The sequence below is a fragment of the Sphingomonas sp. Leaf23 genome, from assembly GCF_001421585.1.
Classification (GTDB): Bacteria; Pseudomonadota; Alphaproteobacteria; order Sphingomonadales; family Sphingomonadaceae; genus Sphingomonas.
In genome coordinates, this window is the sequence record NZ_LMKR01000002.1 from 643001 (window position 1) to 667575 (window position 24575).

A 24575-nucleotide genomic window follows, 5' to 3' on the forward strand; every position below is an offset into this window, starting at 1 on the left:
GGGGAAAGTGCGCCGCCGCGCGCCGATGCCTACGCGTCCCTACTGGCGTTGGCCTTCACCTCCGACGACCTTCGGCTGCATGTCGCGCAGCAGCTTCATGCCGGTCTGGCCCTGCGCCAGCGCCGCCTCCCTGAGCGCGATGTCCACCCGGCACACATCCTCGTGCGTGCCCAGTCGCGAGAGGGCATTGCGCACTCGATCTTCGGGCAAGCGGGTACGGCGCAGCAGGTCATCGATGATCGAACCGTGGATCGTGAACCGGTCTTGCAGGCTGGTCGGTCGGCCATCCGACATCAGGATCGCCCGATGGACCAAATTCGTCTGTCGCTCGCGGGTAAGAGGGGTCAGCAGCATGTTGCCCGCCGGAAAGGAGAAGTCGTCGCAACGGGTCGGGTTGGTCGAAAGAAGCGCCTTTTTCGCATCGATCTCGAACCTTGCGATGTCCCGCAGCAACCCGTCGTCCGCCCGGGCAAGGCCGGACAAGAGGCGGGTACGCAACAGGTCCTGGATCGTCTGCCGTGCGCGTCGTTCCTCGCCGTTGCTGTTGATCGCCGCGGTCGTCGATCGGATTGCCGTTGCCAGGTCGGGGTTGCGCTCCGCGACCCGACGATGGTCGAGGTCGGTCAGTTCGCGCGCGATCTGGTCGGGATCGGCGACATAAGCGATCCGGGGCGGCACACTGGGCACCGTGTCCGGCTCTCCGTTGCCTGATAGCGCGAGGCGCAGGACGGTGATGATGATGAAGAGGACAAGCCCGATCGGTACGCGGCCGATCGGGTTCGGGGCGTCGACCTCCGTCACCCGCAGCGGCTCCAGCCAGGTTTCGACCATCGGGAATCGGTCGCGGATCAGCGTCAGCAGTTCGCGGCGGGGTGCCCGCGGGTTCCATAGCGGTGCACGCCCGTCAGCGCGGTTGAGCTCGCGCCATGCCCGGTGGAACCGGTGCCGGGGATCGTCGAGCAACGCGACGAAGCGGGTCGCCCCGATCCGCTCGACGATGACCTGCGCATCGGCGGACAGGGCATAATCGTTACGCCGGTCGATCCAGCCGAACGCCGCCGCAGCAGGTTCGAGCAGCGGGTCGCTGCGGGGCACGCTCGCCGCCAGCGTCTCGGCGAACCAGCGCTCCGCGCCGGCGGCGAAATCGACCTGTTCCAGCCGTGGATCGGCCAGCAGCGTGCGGCCGTGACGATCGATGTCGGCCAGTTCGTCGGGGGTGGGCGGGGCGTCGTGACCGGGGGACAGCAGGGATTCGAGCGCGTGGAAATGCGCGTTCATCGCCTCGGCCAGCGGGTCGGCCTCGGGCGCGGGGTCCAATTCAGGCTCCTCTTCGGCGACTACCGGCTCGACCGCTACCGGTGCGTCCGGCTCGGCGGCGCGGGCCAGCGCGGCGTCGCGCGCATCACGCAGCGCGGCGAATCCGTCCGGATCGGCATCGACGTCCATCGCCTTCAACCGCGCGGCATAGGCGCGGCGAATCGTCCCGCGATCCGTCGTCGGGTCGCAGTCGAGGATCGCCCAGATGCCGTATTTCACAGGAACCGTTCGCCCTCGATCTGGTCGAGCGCCGCGCCGAACGCGGTGCGCGCCTCGGCGATCGACCGTTCGTCCTGCGTCGCCAGCACGCTTTCGAACTGGCCGAGCATCTGGCCGATCGCGGCGCGGGTATCGCCGAGGAAGGATTCATACGCCCGCCGTGCACGCGCCATCAGCGCGGCATTGACCGCATCGTCGCGCGGATGGACCTTCAGCGCGGCCAGCGCCGCGCGGCGCTTCTCGATCTCGGCGGGGGCGGGCGCGTCCTCGTCGTCGACGATCACCAGGTTACGGGTCATGCCCGTTTCCGGCACGGCAAGGTCGACCTCCAGCAATCCCGAACTGTCATAGCTGAAGCGGCATTCGATCGACACGGCACCCGCCGGACGCCGGGGAACCTCGATGGTCGCCTCGCCCAGCTTGACGTTGCCCGCGACCTCGCGCGCCTCACCCTGATAGATGCCGAACTGCACCCGGCGCTGGTTGTCGACAACCGTCGAGAAGCTCGACACCCGGCTGATCGGCACCGCCGAATTGCGTTCGATGATCGGCGAGAACAGCCCGGTGCGAAAGCCGCCGCGCCCGTCGGGTTCGCTGGTGTCGACGCCCAGCGTGAACGGGCAGACGTCGGTCAGCCGGATTTCGTCCAGCCCCGCATCGCGCGCCAGCAGCCCGGCCTGCACCGCCGCGCCCATCGCCACGGCATGGTCGGGATGCACCGTGGTCGCGGGAAAGCGGCCGAACATGCGGGTTACCGCACGCCGGACGATCGGCATCCGCGTTGCCCCGCCGACCAGCACGACTTCGGACAGGGCGGCGGCGGCAATGCTGCTGTCGCGTAGCGAGCGCAGGACGGGCTCGCGAATCCGCTGGAGCAGGGCGGCGGCATGTTCCTCGAACGCGGCGGCGGTGACGGGGACGCTGAGCGCCGTATCCCCCACCGTGACCGACAGGTCGGCCGAGTCCGCTTCGCTCAGCGCGCGGCGGCACCGTTCGGACGCCTGCGCCAACAGCGCTGTCGCTCGGTCGGGCGGCAGCCTGGCGAGCAGCCCCCCGGGATCGAGCGTGGCGCGGGTCAGGTCGATCAGGCAATCGTTGAAATCATCGCCACCCAGCCGGTTGTCGCCGGCCGAGGCCCGCACCTCGATCACGCCGTCGAACATCTCGACGATCGACACGTCGAACGTACCGCCGCCCAGGTCGAAGACGAGGAAGGGTTCGCGGTCGCCCCGGTCGGCGATGCCATAGGCGAGCGCGGCGGCGGTCGGTTCGTTGATGAGCCGCTTGATCGGCAGCCCGGCCAACTCGCCCGCGCGCCTGGTCGCCTTGCGCTGGCGGTCGTTGAAATAGGCGGGAACGGTCACGACCGCGCCGGTCACGGTGTCGCCGGTGAACGCCTCCGCGTCGCGTTTCAGGCTGGCGAGAACCAGCGCCGACAGCGCCTCCGCATCATAGTCGCGCTTCGCCAGCCGGGCGGTTTCGCGCGTGCCGATCCGCCGCTTGAAACTGGTGACGGTGCGGTCGGGATGCGTCGCCATCCGGTCACGCGCGGCACGGTCGACCAGCACCGCGTCATCGTCGCCGATGCTGACGGCGGAAGGGGTCAGATAGTCCCCCAGCGCGTTCGGGACCATGACCGGCTGGTCGTCCCGCCACAGGGCGCAGGCGCTGTTGGTGGTGCCAAGGTCAATGCCGACGATCATGTCCCACCCCGTTTCGATGCCGCACCGGATGTAGCGTGTGGCCGGCGACAGGCAATGTTGGATCGCGACCACAGCGTTAACCAACTGGTATCCACCTGTACCCTAAGCCTTCCCTGCTAAGGACAATCGGTCCGGGGGGATGCGGGGATGCGTAAGAGCGGATTTTTGCTGGCGGCAAGCGCCTGTGTGACGGTGGCGGCACCGGTTTCGGCGCAGGGGTTGCGAGGCGTCGTGCCCACCGCCGGGGACAAGGCTGATGCCAAGCCCGCCGAGGATCAGTCCGCCAACACCGCCGACATCATCGTCACCGCGACTCGCCGTTCGCAGCGCCTGTCGAATGTGCCGATCGCGGTCAGCGCCTACAGCACCGCCGCGCTCCAGAATTCGGGCGCGACCGACATCCGCCAGATGGCGCAGCTCTCGCCGTCGCTGATCGTGTCCTCGACCGGATCGGAGGCGAACGCGACCGCCCGTCTGCGCGGCATCGGCACCGTCGGCGACAATCCCGGTCTCGAAAGCTCGGTCGCGGTGTTCATCGACGGCGTCTATCGCAGCCGCACCGGTTCGGGCCTGAACGATTTGGGCGAAGTCGAACGGATCGAGGTGCTGCGCGGGCCGCAGGGCACGCTATCGGGCCGCAATTCGTCGGCCGGCGCGATCAGCATCTATACCAAATATCCCTCGTTCGACTTCGGCGGCTATGGCGAGGCGACCTACGGCAATTTCAACGCCGTACGCCTCGCCGGTGCGCTGACCGGGCCGATCGTGAAGGACAAGCTGGCCTTCCGCGTCGATGGCGTGTTCGCCAAGCGCGACGGTTTCTACCGCGATGTCGTCAACAACACCGATTATAACGACCGCAACCGCTATTTCGTGCGTGGGCAGCTGTTCTTCCGCCCCACCGACGAGTTCTCGATCCGGCTGATCAGCGACTATACCTATCGCAACGAAAAATGCTGCGGTGCGGTCTATCTCGACACGCAGGAAAAGCTCGATCCGACGCCGGGTGTCGCGGGCGACTATGTCCCCGCCGCGCAGAACCGCATCGTCACGATCCTGCGCAGCCTGGGCGGCGTGCTGCCCAGCAACGGCGACCCGTATAACCGCCAGATCGCGAACTCGCGCGGTCGCGCCTATTCCAACGTGACAAAGGATTATGGCGGCTCGGCGCGGATCGGCTGGACCTTTGCCAATATGCAGCTAATTTCGATCAGCGCCTATCGCGAATACAAGGCGGGGGGTGCCGCCGATCTCGATTACGGCAGCGTCGACATCGGCTACCGCGCCGACGACGGCAACGCCTATCGCCAGTTCCGCACCTTTACGCAGGAAACGCGGCTGAGCGGCGGGCTGTTTGGCAACCGGCTCGACTGGATGGTCGGTGGCTATTACGCCCATGAAAAGCTGCAGGTCGCCGACAATCTCCGCTTCGGGACCGATTTCGGTGCCTTCGCCGCCTGCCGCCTGGTGGCGACGATCAACCCGCTGGAGGCGCTGCGCACCCCGCGTGCCTCGGGTTGCCTCAGCGCGGTGGGGCGCGCCGCGCTGACCCCGGCGGTGGGGCCCACGATCATCGCGGGCATCGATCGCCTGTCGACGCTGAACGACCTTGGCAGCATCCGCGATACCTATGACCAGACCAGCAGCAACTATGCGTTCTTCACCCATAATATCTTCAAGGTGACCGACACGCTCAGCCTGACCGGCGGCCTGCGCTACACCAACGAACACAAGCAGCTGAACGCCAGCTTCGTGAACAACAACACCGTCTGCCCGGCACAACAGGCGGCGCTGGGCCCGCTGCTCGGCAGCAGCAACGCGACGCTGCGGTCGCTGGCGGCGGGGATCATCACGCTGACCTGTACCGGCAATTCGACCGCCGCGCTGACCGGCGTGCCGATCCGCGATTCGTTGCGAGAAGGGCAGGTTACGGGCACGACCGTGCTGTCGTGGAAGCCGGTGCCCAGCACCTTGCTCTATGCGTCCTATGCGCGTGGCTACAAGGCGGGCGGCTATAATCTCGATCGTTCCGACCTGACGGCAAACGTCTTCGCCACGCCGACCGCCGCCAACGCATCGAACCTGCGCTTCGACCCGGAAACGGTGCAGGCGTTCGAAGTCGGCGTGAAGTACAGCTCGGCCAAGTTCACCGCGAATCTGGCCGCGTTCCGCTCGGCCTTCCGCAATTTCCAGCTGAATACGTTCAACGGCACCAACTTCATCGTGCAGAACATCAGTTCGTGCAGCGATGCGCTGGGCGGGGCCGATCGCGACAATGATTCCACCACCGGCCGCTGCACCGGCAAGGTCGGCGCGGGCGTCGTGACGCAGGGCTTCGAACTAGAGGCCGGCGCCTATCCCGCGCCGAACCTCGCCTTCAACTTGGGCTATACCTATGCCCACACGCAATATCGCCGGAACTTGATCGGCAGCGAATCGGGCGAGCCGCTGAACGCCGCGCTGTTCCTGCTGCCGGGTAACCAGATGTCGAACGCGCCGCGTCACACCATCACCAATTCGGCGGTGTGGACCCCGGCGGTGTCGCGCAACCTGACCGCGCTGTTCTACGTCGATAGCCGCTTGTCGAGCGACTATAACACCGGGTCCGACCTGTTCGCCGAAAAGGAGCAGGACGGCTTCTTCCTGATGAACGCCCGCATCGGCCTGCGCGGTCCCGAACAGCGTTGGGCGATCGAATTCTGGGGACAGAACATCCTCGACACCGATTATCAGCAGGTCGCCTTCGCCGCCCCGTTCCAGGGATCGGGCAGCGTGTCGCAGGTAACCCGCTTCGGATCGCCCGCCTTTGCGGCGGGCAATGCGATCACCTCCTCCTACCTCGCCGAACCGCGCACCTACGGCATCACGCTGCGCTCGCGGTTCTGACATGATTGTTTTGTTTCCAACGGATCGGCTCCGATGAAGATACCGCGTAAGCTCGGCCTGTCGTTCCTGACGATCAACGCTTCGGCGGCGGTGGTCATGCTGGTGTTCCTTGCCAGCATCCTGATGATCGCCAGGACGACCGAGCGGAACAACCACAGCCAGGACGTCTATGCAAAGGCATTGACGCTGGAGACCGCGATCCTGCGCCAGAACAGCCAGTTTCGCGGCTTCCTGGTGACCGGCGACCCGACCTACCTCAAATCCTATGAGGAAGCGCGGGTCGAGTTCGACGCGACGGCGGTCGAGCTGGCGGCGATGCTGACGGTCGCGTCGGAACAGGCCGAGCTGGCCGAGGCACGGCGCGAGACGCTGGCATGGCGGCGCAACTGGGGCGACCGGCTGATCGCGCGTGTAAAGGCGGGCGAGCGCGACGCCGCGCAGGAAGAAGTGCGCGGCGCGGGGGCAAAGGTGCTGGTGAGCAAGATCGCGCTGCCGCTGCGCGCGCTGCGTGCCACCGAAACCGACGCGATGGCGGGACATGCCGACGATCAGGCGGGGGCGATCCGCATGGCGCTCATCGCGCTGGTCGTGGGCGGCATCGCCCTGATCGCGATCGCGGTCACCTTGGCACGGTTGCTCAGCCGGCAGATCGCCCGGCCGATCACGACGCTGACCCAGGCGATGGCCGACCTTGCCAATGGCCGCCACGACATCGCCGTAGATGCGGCGGGGCGTACCGACGAACTGGGCGACATGGCGCGCGCGGTGCTGGTGTTCCGCGATACCGCCACGGCCAAGCTGGCCGACGATCGCGACCGCGAAGCGGCGATGACCGCGATCGGCGGGGGCTTGCGCAGCCTGTCGCAGGCCGACCTGACCGCGCGGCTGGCCGATGTGCCCGCCGCCTTCCGCGTGCTGTCGGACGATTTCAACCTTGCCACCGCCAGCCTTGCCCAGGTGCTGGGCGATGTCCGGGGCAGTGTCGATTCGATCAAGCTCAATTCGGGTGAGATCGCGCAGGCCGCCACCGACCTTGCCGAGCGTACCGAGCGCGAGGCGGCGGCGTTGCAGCAATCCTCCTCCGCGCTGGACGACGTGACCCGTTCGATCCGCGAAGGCGCGGTCGCGGCGACCGAGGCGAGCGGGGCGATGGCCGAGACGCGCGGCGAGGCCGAACGTGGCGATGCGGTCGTGCGACAGGCGATCGCGGCGATGCACGGCATCGAACAGGCCAGCGACGAGATCGCACAGATCATCACCCTGATCGACGGGATCGCGTTCCAGACGAACCTGCTGGCGCTGAACGCCGGAATCGAAGCGGCGCGGGCGGGCGAGGCGGGCAAGGGCTTTGCCGTCGTCGCGTCCGAAGTCCGCGCGCTGGCGCAGCGTTCGGCCGATGCCGCGACCGAGGTGAAGACGAAGGTGAAGGCCGCGTCGACCCATGTCGGCGCCGGCGTGGAACTGGTCGAGCAGACCGGCGAGGCACTGGCGCGGATCATCGAGCGGGTGGCCGGGGTCGGCGGTTCGATCGACGCGATCGCGCGCCAGTCGGATCATCAGGCGACCAGCCTGGGCCAGATCAACGTCGCCATCGCTGAAATGGATGCGATGACGCAGCAGAATGCGGCGATGGTCGAACAGACCTCCGCCGCCTCGCGCCAACTGGTCGAGGAGGCCGAGGCGCTGGCCCTGTCGGTCGCCGCCTTTTCGATCGACACGCCGGCTACTGCCGACGCCTCCGCGCCGCGTGCGGCGGCGAATGTCACGCCGTTGCAGCCCAAGCGGTCGCAGCGTCGCTGGGTAACCCCGCCCGAGCCCGCGCCGCTCAAGGTCGCCAATGACGACTGGGATGCGTTCTGATCATCATGGCAGGACCATTGGCCCGGCAGGCGCAGGTCGTGCGCGCCTTGGGCTCTTCCTTCGTCGCGGCGATCCTCGATGCCGGTGAACGACAACTGCACCGCGCGCCGCTGACCGCGCGGCGGATCGACGACTGGCCGGGCGATCCGGCGGCGGATGCATTGGCGATGCGCTTCAACGGCGCGTTGCATGCGCTGGCGCGGCGCGGGGATCGCCCCGCGCTGTCGACGCTATACGCCACGCGTACCGGCGATTTCGACGGCGTGATCGGCGATACGATGGCGCAGGCCGATGCCTTCATCGCCGACTGGATGCGCGAACCGCCCCAGACCAACGAGGTCGCCCGCAGCGCCGCGATCATGGCCGCGCTGATGACGCTGCGCGCCGACGTCGATCTGCCGGTCGAACTGCTCGAATTGGGTGCCAGTGCCGGTCTCAACCTCAATCTCGGCCGCTATGCGTTCGATCTGGGCGGGGTGCGTGTCGGCGATGCCGCGTCGCCGGTCCGGATCACGCCCGAATGGCGCGGTCGCCCACCGCTGGCCCACCCGGTCGAGATCGTCGGCGCGGCCGGCGTCGACCTGCGGCCGCTGATCGTCGGCGATCCGGCGGCGCAGGAGCGGCTGATGGCCTATGTCTGGGCCGACCAGCCCGAGCGGGCCGAGCGGCTGCGCCACGCGCTGGCGATCGCCCACGCCCATCCGCCGCGGGTGGAGCGCGACGATATCGCCCACTGGCTGCCACAAGCCTTGTCGCGGCCGGCCGTCGCTGGCACCTGTCGGGTCGTCGTCCACGCGATGTCGCTGCAATATTGCGATGCCGCCACCCATGCGACCGTCGCCGAAGCGCTCGCCACCGCCGATACGCCGATCGCCCGCATCGGCTTCGAATGGACCGAGGCGCGCGATGCCGTCCACCTGACGCTCACCACCTACCCGGACGGGCGCACGCGGCATCTGGCGACCTGCCATGCCTATGGCCACTGGATCGACTGGCACGGCCCGACCGGCGGCTGAGCGCCGCCCCGCGGCCGTCAGCGCAGGATGATATCGGCGCCGTGCTTGTGCGCGCGGATTTCCGCTTCGGTCAGGCCGTTGATCTCATGTGGAAAGATCAGCCAGTCGCTGGTCCGGTGCACGAAGAAGTCGGGGGCGAGGTCGGTCACGTTGCGCGACGGCTTGTAATAAACGGTCGCGACCTTCAGTTCGTCCGGCAGGCGATCCCCGCACCGGTCCCGCAACTCGCCCAGCACCGCGCGGATCGACCGGCCGGAATCGAACACGTCGTCGATCAGCAGCAGGCGATCCCCGCGCGTCAGCACATCGACCAGATAGCCCAGGCCATAGACGCGCACTTCCGCCTCCTGCTGGTCGATGCCGGTATAGGATGCGGTACGGATCGCGATATGGTCGCTCTGCACGCCGCGATATTCCAGCAGTTCCTGCACCGCGATGCCGACCGGCGCGCCGCCGCGCCAGATGCCGACGATATGCGTCGGGCGAAACCCGGCATCGAACACCTGATTGGCGAGGCGGAAGGAATCTTCCAGCAGGCGATCGGCCGACAGATAGACTTTGGCGCTCAAGAAATATCCATCCTGATTGGGGCGAGGGGGCATGCCCCTCGCGCGACCGAACGGTCGCCGGGTCCATCGGGATCATCGATCGAACGGAAGGTATCGCTGGATGCCCCGTGAGGACTACGAATTACCCATAATCGTAAGGGGCTACGTTGGCTACCCTATCTGCTCTTTGCATAAATCTCCCCTTATGTCGGGATGAGTTTGGCTAACCTTTTATGCCTTGAGCGATGGGTACGGAAGTCCGCAAACCGACGATCTGGCTAGACCGCTCGAGTATCGCGGGGAGTAGTCGGCGTTCGTGCAAAGTTGGGTTGGTGACCCATATGCGGACAATCGTAAGGCGCCGCTGCAATGCCGAGAACGGACGTTTGTTCAGGGGCTCGTTCAACCCTACGAGCTCCTTCCAAACTGCCGCCTTTCACCAACTTTTGGGGGCGAGGGGATACGTTCGATGTCGATCCGCCACGGACCCCTTTGAGTTCGGGATCGAGATGGTTGAAGGTTAGCGTATGGCCGACCATACCCGCTTCTGCACGACGCCGAGACGACATTGTCTCGTCGTGGCCGGCATTGCCTCTCTGCTGATTCTTGGAGGTGCCGCCCCGGCGCCCGCCGCGGACCCGGTCGGACGACCGCTGACGATGGACGACCTGCTGGACCGGCAGACTCTGGACCGCACAACAACCTCGCCCGACGGCGAGTGGGTCGCTGCCGTAATCCGGCGCGGGGCTAAGCCGGGCGAGGCGTATGGCCGCACCTCCTACGAAGTCGACGCGACGCGCTCTGACGTGTGGCTGCTCTCTACGCGCACAGGCGAGCGACGCCGTATAACCGATGGCGCTGCCCGCGCTGCTGGCTTCTGGTGTGCCACTTGGTCGCCTGACGGGCGGCGACTCGCGATGCTGTCCACCACGCCGGAGGGTGACGAGCCGCGCGGGGGCGACAACGTGCGACTCTACGTCTGGGAACGTGACACCGGCGCGCTGCGGCGGCTAGGTAACTGGCCGGTCATAACCCAGTCCCGCTACGGCAGCCCACTCGATCAGCTCGATCTACGCGGCGGCGCCCGAGGTGCAGGCGATGGAGCGGACGCGGCTCACGCCTGCAGTGTGGGTTTGCTACCCGAGAACGCACCTTTCCTATGGCTGGACAGCCAGCGGCTGCTGATCGCCACGCTCGCAGCCGGTGAAGTGTCAGCGGCCGTGGGGCACTACACCCGTCCCTATCGCATCGCCTCCGCCGACGCTGCCCGCCTACGCGACGGCATGGAGCCGACGGGGAGCGCAGTGGCGAGCGGCGCCGCGCGCACGTCCGATGCTGCGATGAACGCGAGAGTGACCTTCCGCGTCGCGGATGCAGCTACCGGCGCAGCCTTCGCGGTCGCGGCTGTGCCCACCTACCCTTTCCGCGGCGCGCTCACCGCTTCGGTGTCGCCTGACGGTCAGCGGTTTGCGGTGCTGGCAACGGTTGGCGCGCTGCCGCCAGTGGAGGGGCGGATTTTTCCCCACCCGCGGTTTGAGGAATGGTCACTCGAGCGGCGGCTCGGCTTCGCAGACCTCGTGCCTGGCAAGGCGGTGCGCTGGGTGACAATGCCCGCCGCCGCACGCCTGCCGCTGGAACTCTACGGTTGGTCGCCCGATGCGCGTGCAGTCGCTTTTCGCGCTCGAGACGACGCATACGCAACCGAGACGCCCTTGTTCACCGCTCGCGCGGACACCGGCGGTGTAACGGCGGCGGGACGCCGATCGGTTGGAGGCGAAGCGACCGGCATAGTGCGCCCACTTCCGGCGGGAGCGCTTTGGCTCGATCGCCGCCGGCTCGCCGCGCGAGGCCCTGACGGTACGTGGACGGTGGTCGAGGGGCAAGATGAGATGCCGGCCACTGTGCCCACCGGGGTCGCGGCGCCCGACCGGCTGCTACGCGCGGCCGACGGGGCGCTGGCGGCGTTGTCAGGACAAACCCTGCTGCGGCTCGATCCCAGGCAGGGGTTCGTGAAGGTCGCCGATCTGGGCGGCGGAGCGTTCGTGCCACCGGCCGACGACGGCACCGTCTCGCCTGGACGACCACTGGTCGTCCTTAACCGTCTCGGCGCCCCCCAGTCGCTGGCAACGCTCGACCTCGTCACCGGGGCGCTCGGCATCCCCTTTCCGGTACCGGCGGGCCAACCGTTGGCCACCGATCCCGCCCATCCGTCGCTGCTCTACCTGGTGAACGAGGGGAGTGGGCAATACCTGCGCCGAGGTAGCGCCGTCGGCACCAGCACCGAATTGCTTGCGCTCAACACCTATCTCGACGCGGTGAACTGGGGCCAGCGGCGATTGATTGCCTATGATGCTGCGGACGGGACAAAGCTCAACGGTTCGCTGATCCTGCCGCCGAACTATCGCGCGGGACAGCGCCTGCCGCTGCTCGTGTGGGTCTATGGCGGCTATCAGGTGCCCGCCGACCTGAACGGCGACTACATGACCGGGCGGGACATGCCTGGCATGTATAACCTCTACCTCTACGCCGCACGCGGCTACGCAGTGCTGGTGCCGTCAATGCCGTTGGGACCACGCGACGGAAAGCGCGACGTCTATACGGAACTGCCGAAGGGCGTGCTACCCGCGGTGGACAAGGTCGCGGCGCTGGGCGTCATTGACCCGGCGCGCGTCGGCGTGTTCGGGCAGAGCTACGGCGGCTATAGCGTCATGGGGCTGCTTGGGCAGACGCGTCGCTTCCGCGCGGGCGTTGCGATTGCAGGGATTAGCGAGCTTGTATCGAACTGGGGCCAGTTCGATCCCACCGCGCGCGGCTATCCCGGCATCGAGCACGAAAAGAGCACAAACCTCGGCATGACCGAGCTGTTCGGTCTTCATGCCCTGCCCTGGATCGACCCCGATGGCTACCGACGCAGCTCGCCGCTTAGCTTTGTGAACAAGGTGGAGACGCCGTTGCTTCTGCTACACGGCGAGTTTGACACCCGCGGCGCCCCGACACAGGCCGAGCTTTTCTTTCAAGGCCTCTACTCGCGCGGGCGGACGGCCGAATTGGTCCGCTACGGTGGCGAAAGTCACAGCCTTCACCAGTCGCCCGCCAACGTGCGCGACGTGTTCGAACGAACAGTCGCCTGGTTCGACCGCTTCCTGCAACCGGTCAACGGTGACGCCGGCTCTGTCAGCGGTCCCTAGACCCAAAGCCGGACGCTCAGGCGGTTAACATCTGTTTCCCGGTTCGGACGCTCGTTCATCGATCTCGTAGCTGTCCGTCATCTGGTTCATGCGGCGTCAGACGACGATGCAAGGGATGGCGAACCCATCCGGTCGCGCGATGAGCCTTCCCGGTCCGAACGGCTACTCCGCCGCTCTGAGCTCGGGCACCAGTCCCATCAGTTCGTCATACGGCCGCACCTTGGCGCCCTTCGACTTCGTAAGCGAAGGCTTGGCGAAGACGATCACGTACTCGTGCACGTTTTTGAACAGGAAGTTGGGCGGGTACGGATAGCTTCCGAAAATGGGGCGCTGCCCGTTCGCCGAACCCCATCTGCCCCCGGTGCCGTCCTTGGACCAGATGATCTCGTTGATCATCACGAGGCCAAGTTCACGGAGCATAACGCCGATGTCGGTGCTCAGCGGGAACGTCAGCAGGCCATGATCGGTCATCTGGTTCACGTTGGCCGTGACGACGCAGAGCTTGCGGCCGGGCCGCAGCACTCGTGCGCACTCCGCGAAGACCTGCCGGAGCTCGCCAAGGAAGTCGACGTAGCTTCCGGCGGTGCCGATGTCGCTGGGCTTGCCGCCGTAGTCGGCCTTGTCCCAATAGGGGGGGCTAGTGACGATTAGATCGACGCTTCCATCCTGCAGCCGGGACAGGTCGCGGGAGTCGCCCAGCACTGCCTCAAAGTCCGGTCCGTCGAGGTCCTCCTTCTTCAGTCTCGCCTTCATCTCGGCGACGTACTTGCGGTTCTGGTCGAAGCAGACCGCTCGCCGTCCCTCGCGACGCGCGGCGACCGCAGTGGAGCCCACGCCGCCGAACGGATCCAGCACCGTCTCCCCCCAGAAGCTGAAGAGCTTGACGAGGCGCTTCGGTATCTCGACCGGAAACGTTGCGGGATGGAGCTCGTGGCTGACGTTCGCGATGCTCCACACCGTCTTAGTGTACTCGCGCCACTCGTCCTTGGTGAGTGCGCTGAGCGCCTTTACTTCGGCGGTCGGCTTCATCGAGTTGCTCCTGGAACGAAACTGGTGCGGGATAGCCTGACGGTCCCGTCGATCGAGACGATCTGGCGCTCGAAGTCGGCAAGCAGATCGGCGGTGCCCGGGCCGGCTCCGAGTCGCGCCGCGAGCAGCCGGTCGATCTCCGTGCGGACCCCGGCGATCTCGGTAGGCCGGAAGGCGATCGTCAGCTTGCCCCGATTGACGCTCTGGATCGAGTCCTCCTGCAATCCCGCCCATGCCGCCCGTCCGGCCGCGGCCAGACGAGCGCGATCGTCGGGTGAGAAGCGCACGTTCAGCAGAGGGCACTCGGACAGGAACCAGGCCGGGACGTGGAAGCCGTCGCACTCAACGTGCCAGAGCCAGAACGCCATCCGCGAGACTAGCAGAGCCGTGACCACGTCCGCCTCCTCCGCATCGGCGCACGACAGGCGGTGCACGCCGCTGGCGCTCATCTCCCCGGCACCCGCGGGAAGCGCGGGCAGTCCTCGATAGACGTTCAGGAAGTTATACGCCGTTCCAGCCACGAAGACGCTCGACGGCGAGGTGTCGCCCGCGATCTCCGACGGCGTCGTTCGATCCGCCTCGGCCCTCGCCCCTGCGCGTAGCCGATGGGCGTCCAGGAGGCGATACAGGGTCGCTTCCGCGGAGGATCCGAGCTTCGGCACGAGGCGGCCAATCGCGGAGTCCTCGAGCGGGACGGCTCGGTCCTCGGTAAAGATGGAAGCGCGCGACCGGCTCGTCCACTTCAACAGTCGGCTGGTGCGGATGTCGGCCGGCGTCGCTCCGGGACGCCTCGTCGCGATTGTCGCCCGCGTCTTAGCCTCCTCGCCGAAGAGGGCGTGCGGCTGCCGGTCGAAGAAGAGTAGCGTCCACTGCCCGCCGGCAGCCGCCATGCGGGTCCTGCACCGCCTGTGGTCCGCGGTGCGGTTGGCTCCGAGCGACAGCGGAACCACCATGGTCGTTGCGTCGCGCTCGCCGTGCGCCACGCACCACGACAGCTCCACGAACGGCAGGTACATCGCGCCGGTGGCTCGGCCGTCCGAGGTCGTCGCCCCGGATGCGGAGCCCGCTCCGTACGGCGGATTGCAGATCATGCGCAGAGGACCGTCGCTCGGTGCCAGCGCCGCCCGCATGTCTCCCCGCCGCGAGCGGCTGATCGAATTTACCGCGTGCATATTGTCCCGGATGGCACGCCATGCCCGCAGCGGTTCGCGCACCCGGTCCGCCATCTCCGAGAGGATGACGAAGGATGCGAAGTCGCATGCCTGGGGAGAGATGTCGCATCCGATCAGCCGGGTCGCTGCGAAATCGACCGCGTCGACGGTTCCGGAGACGATCCGTCTCCTTAAAACGGCGGCCAGGAAGACGCCGCTTCCGACGGCTGGATCCAGCCACCACTCTCCCGCTTCCGGCTCGTCGGAGGCGATCGTCGAGACCATGAAGTCGGCGACGTCCGCCGGCGTGTAAAAGGAACCGGCTTTCTTCCGCTCCGCTCTTTTACCTTCGAGGCCGCCGTCGCGCATGACGTCCAGGCGGGTCGTGCGTCCGTAGGTGTCGAGCAGGTACGGCAGGAAGCGCTGAAGGCTGGGATCACCGGCGAGCGGCGCGAGCGCGAGTGCGACAGCCGCCGCGCTTTCCGCCTCGATCGGCGACCCGAACCATTCCGACGCGCGCGTGGGGTCAGCATGCAGGCCCGTGCGTGCCATGTCGACGAGCAACAGTGCGGTGATTGCCCATGCTGCGCGCATCCTCTCGTCGCCCTGGATTTCGTCATGTCGTCCGGCACCGGCGAGCCATGCCGCACCGGCACCAAGCGATGACGCGGCGTCGACCGCAGCAAGCACGTGCTGCCGGCGCGGCGCCACCTGTCCTTCGAGGGAGCGTCCGTTTCGCGGCGCCGCGATGGCCTGCATAGCCGTCACCCTTCGTCTTCGGCGATGGACGCCAGCGAACGATCTAGCCACCGTTCCTGCATCTCGCGGGCCACCAACTCGCCGGCGCATGCAGACTGCGATCGACCGAGAACCGCCGCGCGCTCCCGGAAGCGTTCCGCGCGCGCGCCGTCGATGTATGTCGACACCTTAGCCCCCCTGGGCTGGACCACGGGCGGACGCGCTTCTCGACCGAGTCGCTCGATGCGGAGCTCGCGGGCTATCAGGAGCGCGAGGAGCGAGGACGAACTCGGGACGCCGAGCTCCGCGGCGTAGGCCTCGAAGTTCCGATGCACGTCAGGACTTACATAGGCGTGAACCGCCGATCTCGCGCTGCCATCCGGGATACTGCACCTCATATAGAGGTGAATATATGACTCATTACGAGGTGTCAACTTGGTTCCTTATTTGTTCCTGGGATTGTTTCTGTCAATCCTCTCGTGCAGACTTCCACTCATCGCGAGCGGCGTCACCGAAGGTCGGAGCGTCTACGTGATCCATGTCCGGGAGGATTGACGATGCTTGTGACTCAGTTCGGCAACGAGGCCTTCGCCGACGTGCTGCGCCGTGAGATCGCGTCGGCGGATCGGATAGACGTCGCGACGGCATGGGTCAGGGCGTCCGGCATGGCCCTGCTGTGGGGACCTCTCGAAGCCTTTCTGCGACGAGGGGGCAGCCTGCTTGCCATCGTCGGCCTCGATGGCGACAACACGTCCCGGGAAGGATTGGAGGCTCTGCTCGCGCTGGATGGTGACGTCGAGCTGTGGGTCCGCCACAACGAGGCGGGGCCGATCTTCCATCCTAAGCTCTACGCCTTCCGCGACGAGGCGCAGAGCCGGATCTACGTCGGTTCGAACAATCTTACCGCCGCCGGCCTCGTGGGGAACGAGGAGGTGTCCGCCCTGCTGAGGTCTGATCGCGGAAGTGAGCTGGATCGCTCCCTGGAGGAGGCGATGGCGAGGCTGGCCACTGTGGACGATGGTCTAAGCCGCCGCCTCGATCGTGCGCTTCTGGAGGCGCTCGTCGCACGCGGGTACATCTTCGACGAGGCGCGGTTGCGCGGCAAGTCCGGGCGCGCCGGCAGTGGCCGTGCTGCGGCCGAGCGGCTGTTCGGTAGCAGGAGAGCTGTCACGCGACGCGCGGCCGGTGTCATCCCCGTCACGATGCGGTCGACGGTTCCTAGCGCCGGCAAACCTGAAGCCGGCTGGCGTCGCGTCTTCGTTAAGGTACTGCTGGCGCGGGGCACGCAGGCGCAGCTGCCGGTACCGGTCGCTCGTGAGGTGCGCCGCCGTCTCGGGTATGGTCTCACCGACGGGCCGATCCGGGCTATCATGCGCGACACGGGTGAGATCAAAGAGATCAATCCCACCTTCGCTAGGCGCAACCCCGATGCTGCTAACACCTACAAGCTGGAAGCGTTCGCGCCCGCCCGGGACATCGTCATCAAGCTCGAATTCGTAGGCGACGAGGTCCTTATCGAACTCTTCGACACGCAGGGGCCCGCCGGGCGTGCGATCGACGCCTATATAGACGCCGGACTGCGGACCGACCCACCCGCTACCATGCCGGCGCGGGGCTCGGTTGACGCATTCCTCGCGGGCGGAGGAGCCTCCACGCTCTATCGATACGACTGAGGAGCGCAGTCGTCGCGCCCCGCCCTGGGCCCGGTCTACGGCAGCGTGACCTCGTCCTCCACCGTGCTCCGTTCGTCGGAAGTCACCACCTGCAGGAACGATCCCCGGCTGCATACGGCCTGCACCGCCCTCGTGCCCGGATGTCGCCAGTCGCCATGCGCATCAGCTGCCGCGATGCACAGGGCGGGCTCGATCGTGTCGAGCAGTTCGGGGTGGAAGTTGTGATCCGAACCGTGATGGGCGAGCATGAACGTGTGTGCCTGAGGCACAAGGTCACGGTAGTGGGTCAGGAAGTCGTCGCGGCGTTTGCGATCGCCAAGGGCGGCGTCTCCGGTGGCGAGCCACGCCGTTCGGGTCGTGGCCGCCGGCTTGAACTCGAATCTTCCCGCCTTTGAGCGAAGAACGGCGCCGGCGGGAGGGCGCCTTGCCGGCCCCGAATAGAGCAACAGGGACGTCACGTTTAGGTTTCGTTCGATGGTTGAGTATGCGGCGACGAGGTCCGATGCGTGATTCGCTACGAGGTCGAGAACGTTCGCCGGATCGCTCAGCCAGTCTTCCAGATCGCGTCTCGGATGTCGACGGATGGCGGCGAGCCAGTCTAGGAAGTCCTCCCGATCGGAAGCGAACGAGGGATCGACGAAGGGCGCGAGCAGCCAAGCTCCTGACGAAGAAGCGGTGAGGAGGGCCTGGGTGTCGGAGACGACCAGCGTCCTGACCGGAGCGGAGGATTGATCTGGCCGCACCCGGGCATCGTCGCGGATGACGCTACCAGTTCCAACAAGCGTCCATGCAGGTCCATCGGGTTCCGACGGGTCGCCATCGAACCGTCCGCGCTCCTTGGGATCGGGGTCGGGGCCGAAGTCGGCCGGAGCACCCACTCCCCGATCTCCGGGCTCCACGTAGATGATCACACGAGGTTCGAAGCGGGACAGCGCCGAGGTCGGGTTCACCACCAGCGCCTGATAGAACGCCGAACGCGCAGAGACCGGATCGACCGCCGCAGTCCGCGCGTATGAGATGAGGCGGTCGACGTGGTTCACGAGCGGCAGTATGATCGTGTCCACTCGCAGGCCGGTACTCTCCTCCAGCAGACGCTCGAGGCCATTAATGTGATCGGCGTGGATGTGAGAGAGGACAAGGGTGTGCAGCTTGGAACCGGCGCCGACGGATGCGATGTGTCGATCGATCGCATCATCGCGGGCGGAGGCGTAGCCGGCCGTCGCTCCGCAGTCGTACACGTAGCGATGCAAGACACGTCCGTCCTCGGATATGCTACCGCTGTGGAACCCGCCCTGCCCCACTGGATGCTGCTTGCGCCTGATCTCTAGCATCGCGTTCCCGCTCCCTTTTGAAAGACGCAAGCTAGCTACGTAACGGAAGCGGGTCGAGGCGCCGTTCCGTCATGCGCGCCGGCACATGATCCGCAAGAAGCCGAATGCGCCATGCCGCCAGGCCGTCCGTCAACGCTCCAGAGGTCCTTTTCGGCACTGACGGAAGAGCGAGGTTGTCGAGGGACGACGGCCTGGTGTAGCCTTGCGGAGTAGTCAGCCCAACGAGGACGGATGAAGCCGGACGCGAGGAGAAGGCCCAGAGGCGTAGGCGGCGAGCGCGAGCTGGTCGACGTCGCGGCGGGGGCTGAGGGCCTTGAGCCGCGAGTGGCGGAACTCATCCACGTCACTTCGGTCGGCTGGGGACGCCGGATCGTGTCGAGCGGCTTAATCGAGGCTCGCCGATGTCCGGTTTTCGATAAGGATTTGCTCTACTTCTTCCTAGCACGTCCGGCGTACAGATTCGCCAAGGGGGATGAGAAGGCGGACCAGCTGAATTTGTTCCCGTTCGCGATCGTGCTCTCGCCCGAGGCGCTGCCGCAACCGCATCATGTGTATCCGTTCGACACCGGCGCCTTCATGGCAGGCTACTACGACAACGTTCTCGATCCCTCGATCTACATCGAGGATTACGAACTGGACCCTGATCTGCGCTCCGGCATGAGGCATGTGGCATGGGGCTTCGGCTCGACCAGAGCATACTACGAAGCGCGACTCAGGAGCGGGTTGGAGCTGTCCTTGCCCGCCTGGATGTCAGTATCCCGCAGCTGGATCGCGATCGCTTCTCTCGCGGCTCCCGGGCGCGATCGGCCCGATAGACGGGCCTCGGCGATAGAGGTGGCGTACTCGAGATCCGTCGATCTTCGCGGGGGGCACGCCCGACTGCTGGTGTTTCCGCAGCAGCTGCTAGAGGATCCGAGGGGCACGAACGTCGCGTTCTTGGAAACGCTGCGAGGCCTCGACGTTGAGTTTGCCACGTATGATTGGAGACCGAACGAGACGCCCGACAGCTACGCTCGCGAGATAGAGACCGTCGTGGCAGATCGGCTCGGATATCGATCAGCGGCATGAGCGCTGTAGGGCATTCCGCATTGCGTCTGGTCGCTTTCGAACCGCTGACCCAGCACGGCTTCGCCCTTCCGCTTTACGCGGGAGCACCGGGGAGCAATGCTCTCTATGTTGCGGCTGCGTCGCCTGCCGGTGACGCCGACGCCCGGATCACATCGTTCTGTGACCATGCCGCCGATCTGGTCGTCATGCTCGAAGAGCATCTCCACCGGGAGGTTGCCATCGGGGACTGCTGGGTGGACGTCTTCCTGTGGGCGGACGGCGTGTACGTGGGCGCACGTCCGGCGCTTTGGAAGGAAACGGTTGCCATACATGGCGAGATCGCGCGGACGGCGCCCCTCACGATGCTGAACCTGGTCGAAGGAACAGGAGTGGAAGCCGGTCCGTACGCGTGGGCGGCGCACGAATGGCTCGGGCGCGACTGGGGACCGGTCGTCGCGGATCGTTGGAGGCTCGACGGCTACATCCGCAGGCTCGCGATCTCGGACGTACGGCGATCTATTCTGGCCGCCGAGATGCCGCTGCGGGAGCTGGGAAATCTCGGAGGCATCCGAGTTCGGCTGCGTGACACGATGCTGCAGATATCGCTTCCGGCTTCCTTGACGCCGATCGTCCCGACGGACCTACCGGGTCTGACGCGGGCGGCTGCGGCGTTCGGCTGGGGTGTCGTCATAATCGTGTACGACGATGAGACGGGCGCGGCGGCTTCAAGTGCGAACGGCAAGGTCCTCCTGATGAGGCTGCGACACGGACGCGGCGCCACGCAGACCCAGATACCCTTCAGCGTATTCGATACCTTTTTCGAAAGCGACCGGATCGTTCGCGATCGGTCCGGGAAGCGCCGTTCGATGACGCAGTCGTTGTCGAACGGTCGTCGAAACACGATGAAGCTACAGCTGCCGGAGCTGGCAACGATGCAGGACCCCGTCGCGAGGTTCGAACGTCATGGTCGTTCGACCTACTACGAGCTCTACGATGGCACGAGTGCCGAAGGCGCGTCGATCGCGGCGGCGCTGCGCGACGGTTTGATCGATGGATCAACTCAACGAACGAAGGGAGGAGCGACCTGGTGGCGCCTTCTGTAACCAGGCGAATACTGTGCCCTTCTATTCTGGTAAAATTCTAAAAAAACGTAGTTGGATAGTCAACTTCCTAATAAACTATATGCCTGTACTTAGCAAAGTGATTGTCCTTGCCCTCTAACATGGTTGTTATCTCGCAAGTCACTGATTCTACCGCATCGTAAGATCGGCTGTACTTGGTCCTTGCAGTATGCATCGGGCCAGCCGTGCGTGAGGCGCTGATGTTTAAGCTGGCTGTTGGGACGATCGCGTTCGAGGGTGTTGATCTCGCGATCCGCAGCTGTCCGGTCCGCCAAGCGGTGAGCTGAAGGCGACGGAGAATGCCACCGAGATCCGGAGGATCTACGGGCGGACGGGGTCGAAGACGAGGGCTAAGTTGCGATGGCGCCCCCGTACCGGCTTCTGTGGAAGCACTGCGACAGCTTGGTGAGGGACATCCAGATCATTGTGACGGACCATGTCGATATGATGCAGTAATAGTTTCAGTTGTCCGTCAGGCAGCACCGGCGTCAAACAGGCAGCACCGGCGTCAAAATGGTGTCGGTGCCTCGGCTCAACGCACTCGTTTGAGGAGGCCGCGACATCCGCGGTTGTTGACCTTGAGCGCTTTAACCGGTGCGTGATGTGAGAGGGCTGTCACAATTAACGTGTCACTGTGATGCTGACAAAGCGCCACAGCAAATAGGTCGGTTTTAGGATTGGGTCATCTGAACCACGGCACAGGATCTCGGTCAGAGTGTCTGCGCGACTGTCTGATTTGCGGTGCGCCAAACAGGACCAGCGGCAATGTACCAGGAACAAGCGCTCGTGCCTCTTTAGCCAGTTCCTGAAGCAGCGGCAGCTTGCTGTGATCGACCGTCCGAAAGCGGCCGTTCCGTTTCCCACCATTTGCTACATCTCGAGTTCGATCGACCGTTCCAGCTCCTTTCCGGTCATTTCGAGCGCAATCTGCTTTTCGGGCACGGGGTCGCTCTTCATGGCGGCTTCTCCGACAATCGACGCTTCCGTCTTCGCACCATCCCGACGTCCGGCAACCCGCTCTAACCGCACGGCATCGTCCACGACGAGCGTAACACTCTCTCGCACGCGCGTGGCCAACACCCTCATCAGGCTAGTAGAAATCAAGCGTCCCTCACGGCTGTCGGCGGCGATGATACCTCGATCGCTCGTCGCACCCTGCGCAGCGTGAGCACTGGTTGCGTAGGCGAGATCGATCCGACGCAGCATCGAATCCTTCGGCGCCAGTTCGATCCGGTCGCCCCTGCTGGTTTCGATCAACAGCGCGTCCGGCCGAACCTCCCGCAGCATCGCGGTGTCGGCGTTGACCAGGCCGCGGGAATTATCGGTGCCGGTCCAGCGCAACTGGTCGCCGGCGAACAGCGTGAGCTTGCGCAGCTCATAGACCCGAACCGCATCCTCGACGCGATTGGGTGCCAGCTTACCCGGCCGGTAGCGTTGTTCGACGCCGCTGCGCCTTTGCAACGTCACGACCCCGCGTTCCGATCGAACAACAAGCGCCAGCCCGCGTTCGATACCCTGACTCGGCAAATCCTTCGCAAACTCCACGATGTGACCGGGAGTGTAGTGGTGTGCCATCCGCTCTTCCTCGCGGCTCAGGTGAACAGGATCGTAGACTGACAACCGCGCCGGCGTTTGGCCCAGCTCGCCGGCCGCGATCCGCAATCGTTGCACCTCGCTGTTCACGTCTGCGCGCAATTGGCGACCGGAGGTGTAGATGCCGGTGCGCCCGCGTTCGTCGGGCGACAGGGCCATCCAAATCCGCGCGACGGTCTCGGCCCCTTCGCCCGGCGCTTCGATCGTGTCCGCCTTCAACAGCCCCATCAGCTTGCCGACGTTGCCAGCCTGCGCGGCAGCATGGATCGCGCGCATCTCGTCGTTCGCGGCACGCAGGTTCGTTGGCATGAACGCCGTGTCGCCGGCACGCTGGACAATGTCGAACGGTCGCCCAGCTTCAACCGCTCCCAGTTGCCGACTATCCCCGACCAGTACGAGGCGGCCGAGCTCATAGCGATTGGCGACGTCGACAAGCCGCCGCATCGCGTCGTTGCCGAGCATCGACGCTTCATCGATCACGACGACCGCGCCCCGAAGCAACGCAGCCGATCGCCGGTCGTGCTGGTCGGTCCGATCGCGCCCGTCGTGCTCGTGCAGGAACGAGGCGACTGTCCGCGCTTCGACGCCGGTGTCCTGGCCGAGCCGCCGCGCAACCGTGTTCTGCACCGCCAGTCCGAGCACGGCGCGCCCTTCTTCGGCGGCAATCGCCAGCGCAGGCTTCAGCATCGACGATTTGCCAGCGCCGGCCACACCCTGAACCGCGACGATCCGATCCGCGCTCGATAGGATGCGGGTGGCGGCGCTCATCTGCCCAGCGTTCAAACGCCGCCCGTCCGCCCGCGCCGCCGCGGCAACGCGCTCCTGCGCTTGGGCCTGTTTCAGAACAGGGGCCACAGCACCTTTGCCCACGACCACACCGTCAACAATCGCCTGCTCCGTCGCCAGCGCAGCAGCGGTCGTCATCATCCGTCCGTCAGCACCCGCGATCAGCAATCCGCGACCAACCAACGTCGCCATCCGCTGCTCGACCGCAGCCGCACCGACCGGCGCGCCCATATCGAGCGCCGTCTTCAGCACCTCCCGGGTAGGAAAGGCAGCCTCACGCTCCGCCAGATGCCGGACGGCCGAAGCGACCGCGTGCGCCGCTGCGAAGGCCGTTGGGTCCAACCGCCCGGTGCGCTCCGGCACCAACGGGTCCGGCGCCTTCACCCGAATGCCAAGCCGCTCGGCCAGTGCCAAGCCCTGCGCACCGACACCCCGCGCGCCATCGACCAACCGTCGCCAAGCCGTCGGACTGCGAGCCGCAATCCGGCTCGCTTCCGACGCCATCGAAGGCAGATCGATGCCGGCCTTCTCCGCCCGCGCTACCCACTCTCCGCGCAACTCCGCCCGGTCGATCTCGACCGGTTTGGCGGCCCGGGTTCCGATCGTCACCGCCGACCGGGCCTCCGGTGTCTGATGCTTCATGCCCCTCATCGCCGCGTCGATCTCGGCGGACCGGGTGGAGAACCGCTCGATCACTTCGCGAGGGATGCCCGAGATCTCGAACTGGCCATGCTTGGCAACGCGCTCGGTCGAATAGCCCAGCGCCTCGACCCGCTGTCGCAGGTCCGCGTTGTAGACAGAGGCGGCGGTCGAATACCCCTCCCACAACGCGTCGTTGTGAACCGCCCGCCACTTGCCGTCCGGCCCCCGCGTCGCGTTGGCGATGATCGCGTGGATATGCGCCTGCGGATCCAACGCCCGGCTCGTATCGTGCTGGAACAGTGCGACGACCAGGTTGCTCGACCGCACCGTCTCCTGCGCGCCGTCCTTCGCCACCCGCGTCTCGGCAAGGTTGCGCTCGATCCATCCGACGGTCGAGCGGACCGATGCCATGTGCGCCGCCAGCAACCGCGCGTCACCGCCAACATAGGCTAGCAACGACATCGATTTCGGCGCCGAGAAGGTGAAGTCCATGCCAGCACGATGCTTGCCATTCACCCCGGCCGGGATCGTCGCGCCATTGGGAAGCTCGCCTCGCAGCACCGCTTCGAACGGTTCGCGGCCAACCTCTCCGGTCAGCCCGAGCTGCGCAGCACCTTCGCCGACCCACAGGCTCGCTTCGGTCGCCTGGCCATCGGTGTAATAGTTGTCGGCGGCATAGTAGCTCGCCGCCCCGGAAGCGGACCGGACGACCGCCGGCGTCAGCATG

At 66.1% G+C, this 24575-nt stretch carries 15 protein-coding genes; 7 read left to right on the forward strand and 8 right to left on the reverse strand.

Annotated features, from left to right (window positions below):
• Positions 1-39: 39 nt before the first annotated feature.
• Both ASE67_RS06815 and ASE67_RS06820 read right to left on the reverse strand, forming a co-directional pair.
• Complete coding sequence (locus ASE67_RS06815) at positions 40-1536, reverse strand: hypothetical protein (RefSeq protein WP_055758253.1); 1497 nt, start codon at positions 1534-1536, stop codon at positions 40-42.
• The gene (locus tag ASE67_RS06820; RefSeq protein WP_055759269.1) at positions 1533-3239 is read right to left on the reverse strand and encodes an Hsp70 family protein; all 1707 of its coding nucleotides are present in this window, start codon (positions 3237-3239) and stop codon (positions 1533-1535) included. The genes ASE67_RS06815 and ASE67_RS06820 overlap by 4 nt, the downstream gene beginning before the upstream one ends.
• Positions 3240-3386: 147 nt before the next feature.
• Between ASE67_RS06820 and ASE67_RS06825 the strand changes: the two genes are divergently transcribed.
• Genes ASE67_RS06825 through ASE67_RS06835 form a run of 3 tightly spaced genes read left to right on the forward strand, consistent with a single transcriptional unit; the run spans position 3387 to position 9001 of the window.
• On the forward strand, positions 3387-6125 hold the full coding sequence (locus tag ASE67_RS06825; RefSeq protein WP_055758256.1) for a TonB-dependent receptor: 2739 nt from the start codon (positions 3387-3389) through the stop codon (positions 6123-6125).
• Positions 6126-6158: 33 nt separating this feature from the next.
• Positions 6159-7985 (forward strand): methyl-accepting chemotaxis protein, encoded by a 1827-nt coding sequence (locus tag ASE67_RS06830; RefSeq protein WP_055758258.1) that lies wholly within the window; start codon positions 6159-6161, stop codon positions 7983-7985.
• Positions 7986-7990: 5 nt separating this feature from the next.
• A complete protein-coding gene (locus ASE67_RS06835) occupies positions 7991-9001 on the forward strand; it encodes a DUF2332 domain-containing protein (RefSeq protein ID WP_055758260.1) in 1011 nt (336 codons plus the stop codon).
• Between the two features lie 17 nt (positions 9002-9018).
• Here the strand turns inward: ASE67_RS06835 and ASE67_RS06840 are convergent, their stop codons facing one another.
• On the reverse strand, positions 9019-9570 hold the full coding sequence (locus ASE67_RS06840; RefSeq protein WP_235511820.1) for a phosphoribosyltransferase: 552 nt from the start codon (positions 9568-9570) through the stop codon (positions 9019-9021).
• Between the two features lie 506 nt (positions 9571-10076).
• Between ASE67_RS06840 and ASE67_RS17700 the strand changes: the two genes are divergently transcribed.
• Positions 10077-12737: a prolyl oligopeptidase family serine peptidase gene (locus ASE67_RS17700; RefSeq protein ID WP_082456986.1), complete on the forward strand. Its 2661-nt coding sequence runs from the start codon at positions 10077-10079 to the stop codon at positions 12735-12737.
• A 162-nt stretch (positions 12738-12899) separates the two neighbouring features.
• Here ASE67_RS17700 and ASE67_RS06850 read toward each other — a convergent pair whose 3' ends face one another.
• Genes ASE67_RS06850 through ASE67_RS18365 form a run of 3 tightly spaced genes read right to left on the reverse strand, consistent with a single transcriptional unit; the run spans position 12900 to position 15990 of the window.
• Positions 12900-13766: a site-specific DNA-methyltransferase gene (locus ASE67_RS06850; RefSeq protein WP_055758268.1), complete on the reverse strand. Its 867-nt coding sequence runs from the start codon at positions 13764-13766 to the stop codon at positions 12900-12902.
• Entirely contained in the window at positions 13763-15676 is a 1914-nt protein-coding gene (locus tag ASE67_RS18140; RefSeq protein WP_055758272.1) for an N-6 DNA methylase, read from the reverse strand. Before ASE67_RS18140 ends, ASE67_RS06850 begins: the two co-directional genes overlap by 4 nt.
• Positions 15677-15681: 5 nt before the next feature.
• Positions 15682-15990, reverse strand: a complete 309-nt coding sequence (locus tag ASE67_RS18365; RefSeq protein ID WP_055758275.1) for a hypothetical protein — start codon at positions 15988-15990, stop codon at positions 15682-15684.
• A gap of 222 nt (positions 15991-16212) precedes the next feature.
• Between ASE67_RS18365 and ASE67_RS06865 the strand changes: the two genes are divergently transcribed.
• Entirely contained in the window at positions 16213-17328 is a 1116-nt protein-coding gene (locus ASE67_RS06865; RefSeq protein ID WP_055758278.1) for a phospholipase D family protein, read from the forward strand.
• 35 nt (positions 17329-17363) lie between these two features.
• On the opposite strand, the gene ASE67_RS06870 is transcribed toward ASE67_RS06865, so the two are convergent.
• Complete coding sequence (locus ASE67_RS06870) at positions 17364-18659, reverse strand: hypothetical protein (protein ID WP_055758282.1); 1296 nt, start codon at positions 18657-18659, stop codon at positions 17364-17366.
• A gap of 231 nt (positions 18660-18890) precedes the next feature.
• Between ASE67_RS06870 and ASE67_RS06875 the strand changes: the two genes are divergently transcribed.
• Both ASE67_RS06875 and ASE67_RS06880 read left to right on the forward strand, forming a co-directional pair.
• Positions 18891-19727: a hypothetical protein gene (locus ASE67_RS06875; protein WP_055758287.1), complete on the forward strand. Its 837-nt coding sequence runs from the start codon at positions 18891-18893 to the stop codon at positions 19725-19727.
• On the forward strand, positions 19724-20809 hold the full coding sequence (locus ASE67_RS06880; RefSeq protein ID WP_055758290.1) for a hypothetical protein: 1086 nt from the start codon (positions 19724-19726) through the stop codon (positions 20807-20809). The genes ASE67_RS06875 and ASE67_RS06880 overlap by 4 nt, the downstream gene beginning before the upstream one ends.
• 888 nt (positions 20810-21697) lie before the next feature.
• On the opposite strand, the gene mobF is transcribed toward ASE67_RS06880, so the two are convergent.
• Positions 21698-24574, reverse strand: a complete 2877-nt coding sequence (gene mobF, locus ASE67_RS06885; protein WP_055758294.1) for a MobF family relaxase — start codon at positions 24572-24574, stop codon at positions 21698-21700.
• Position 24575 lies beyond the last annotated feature (1 nt).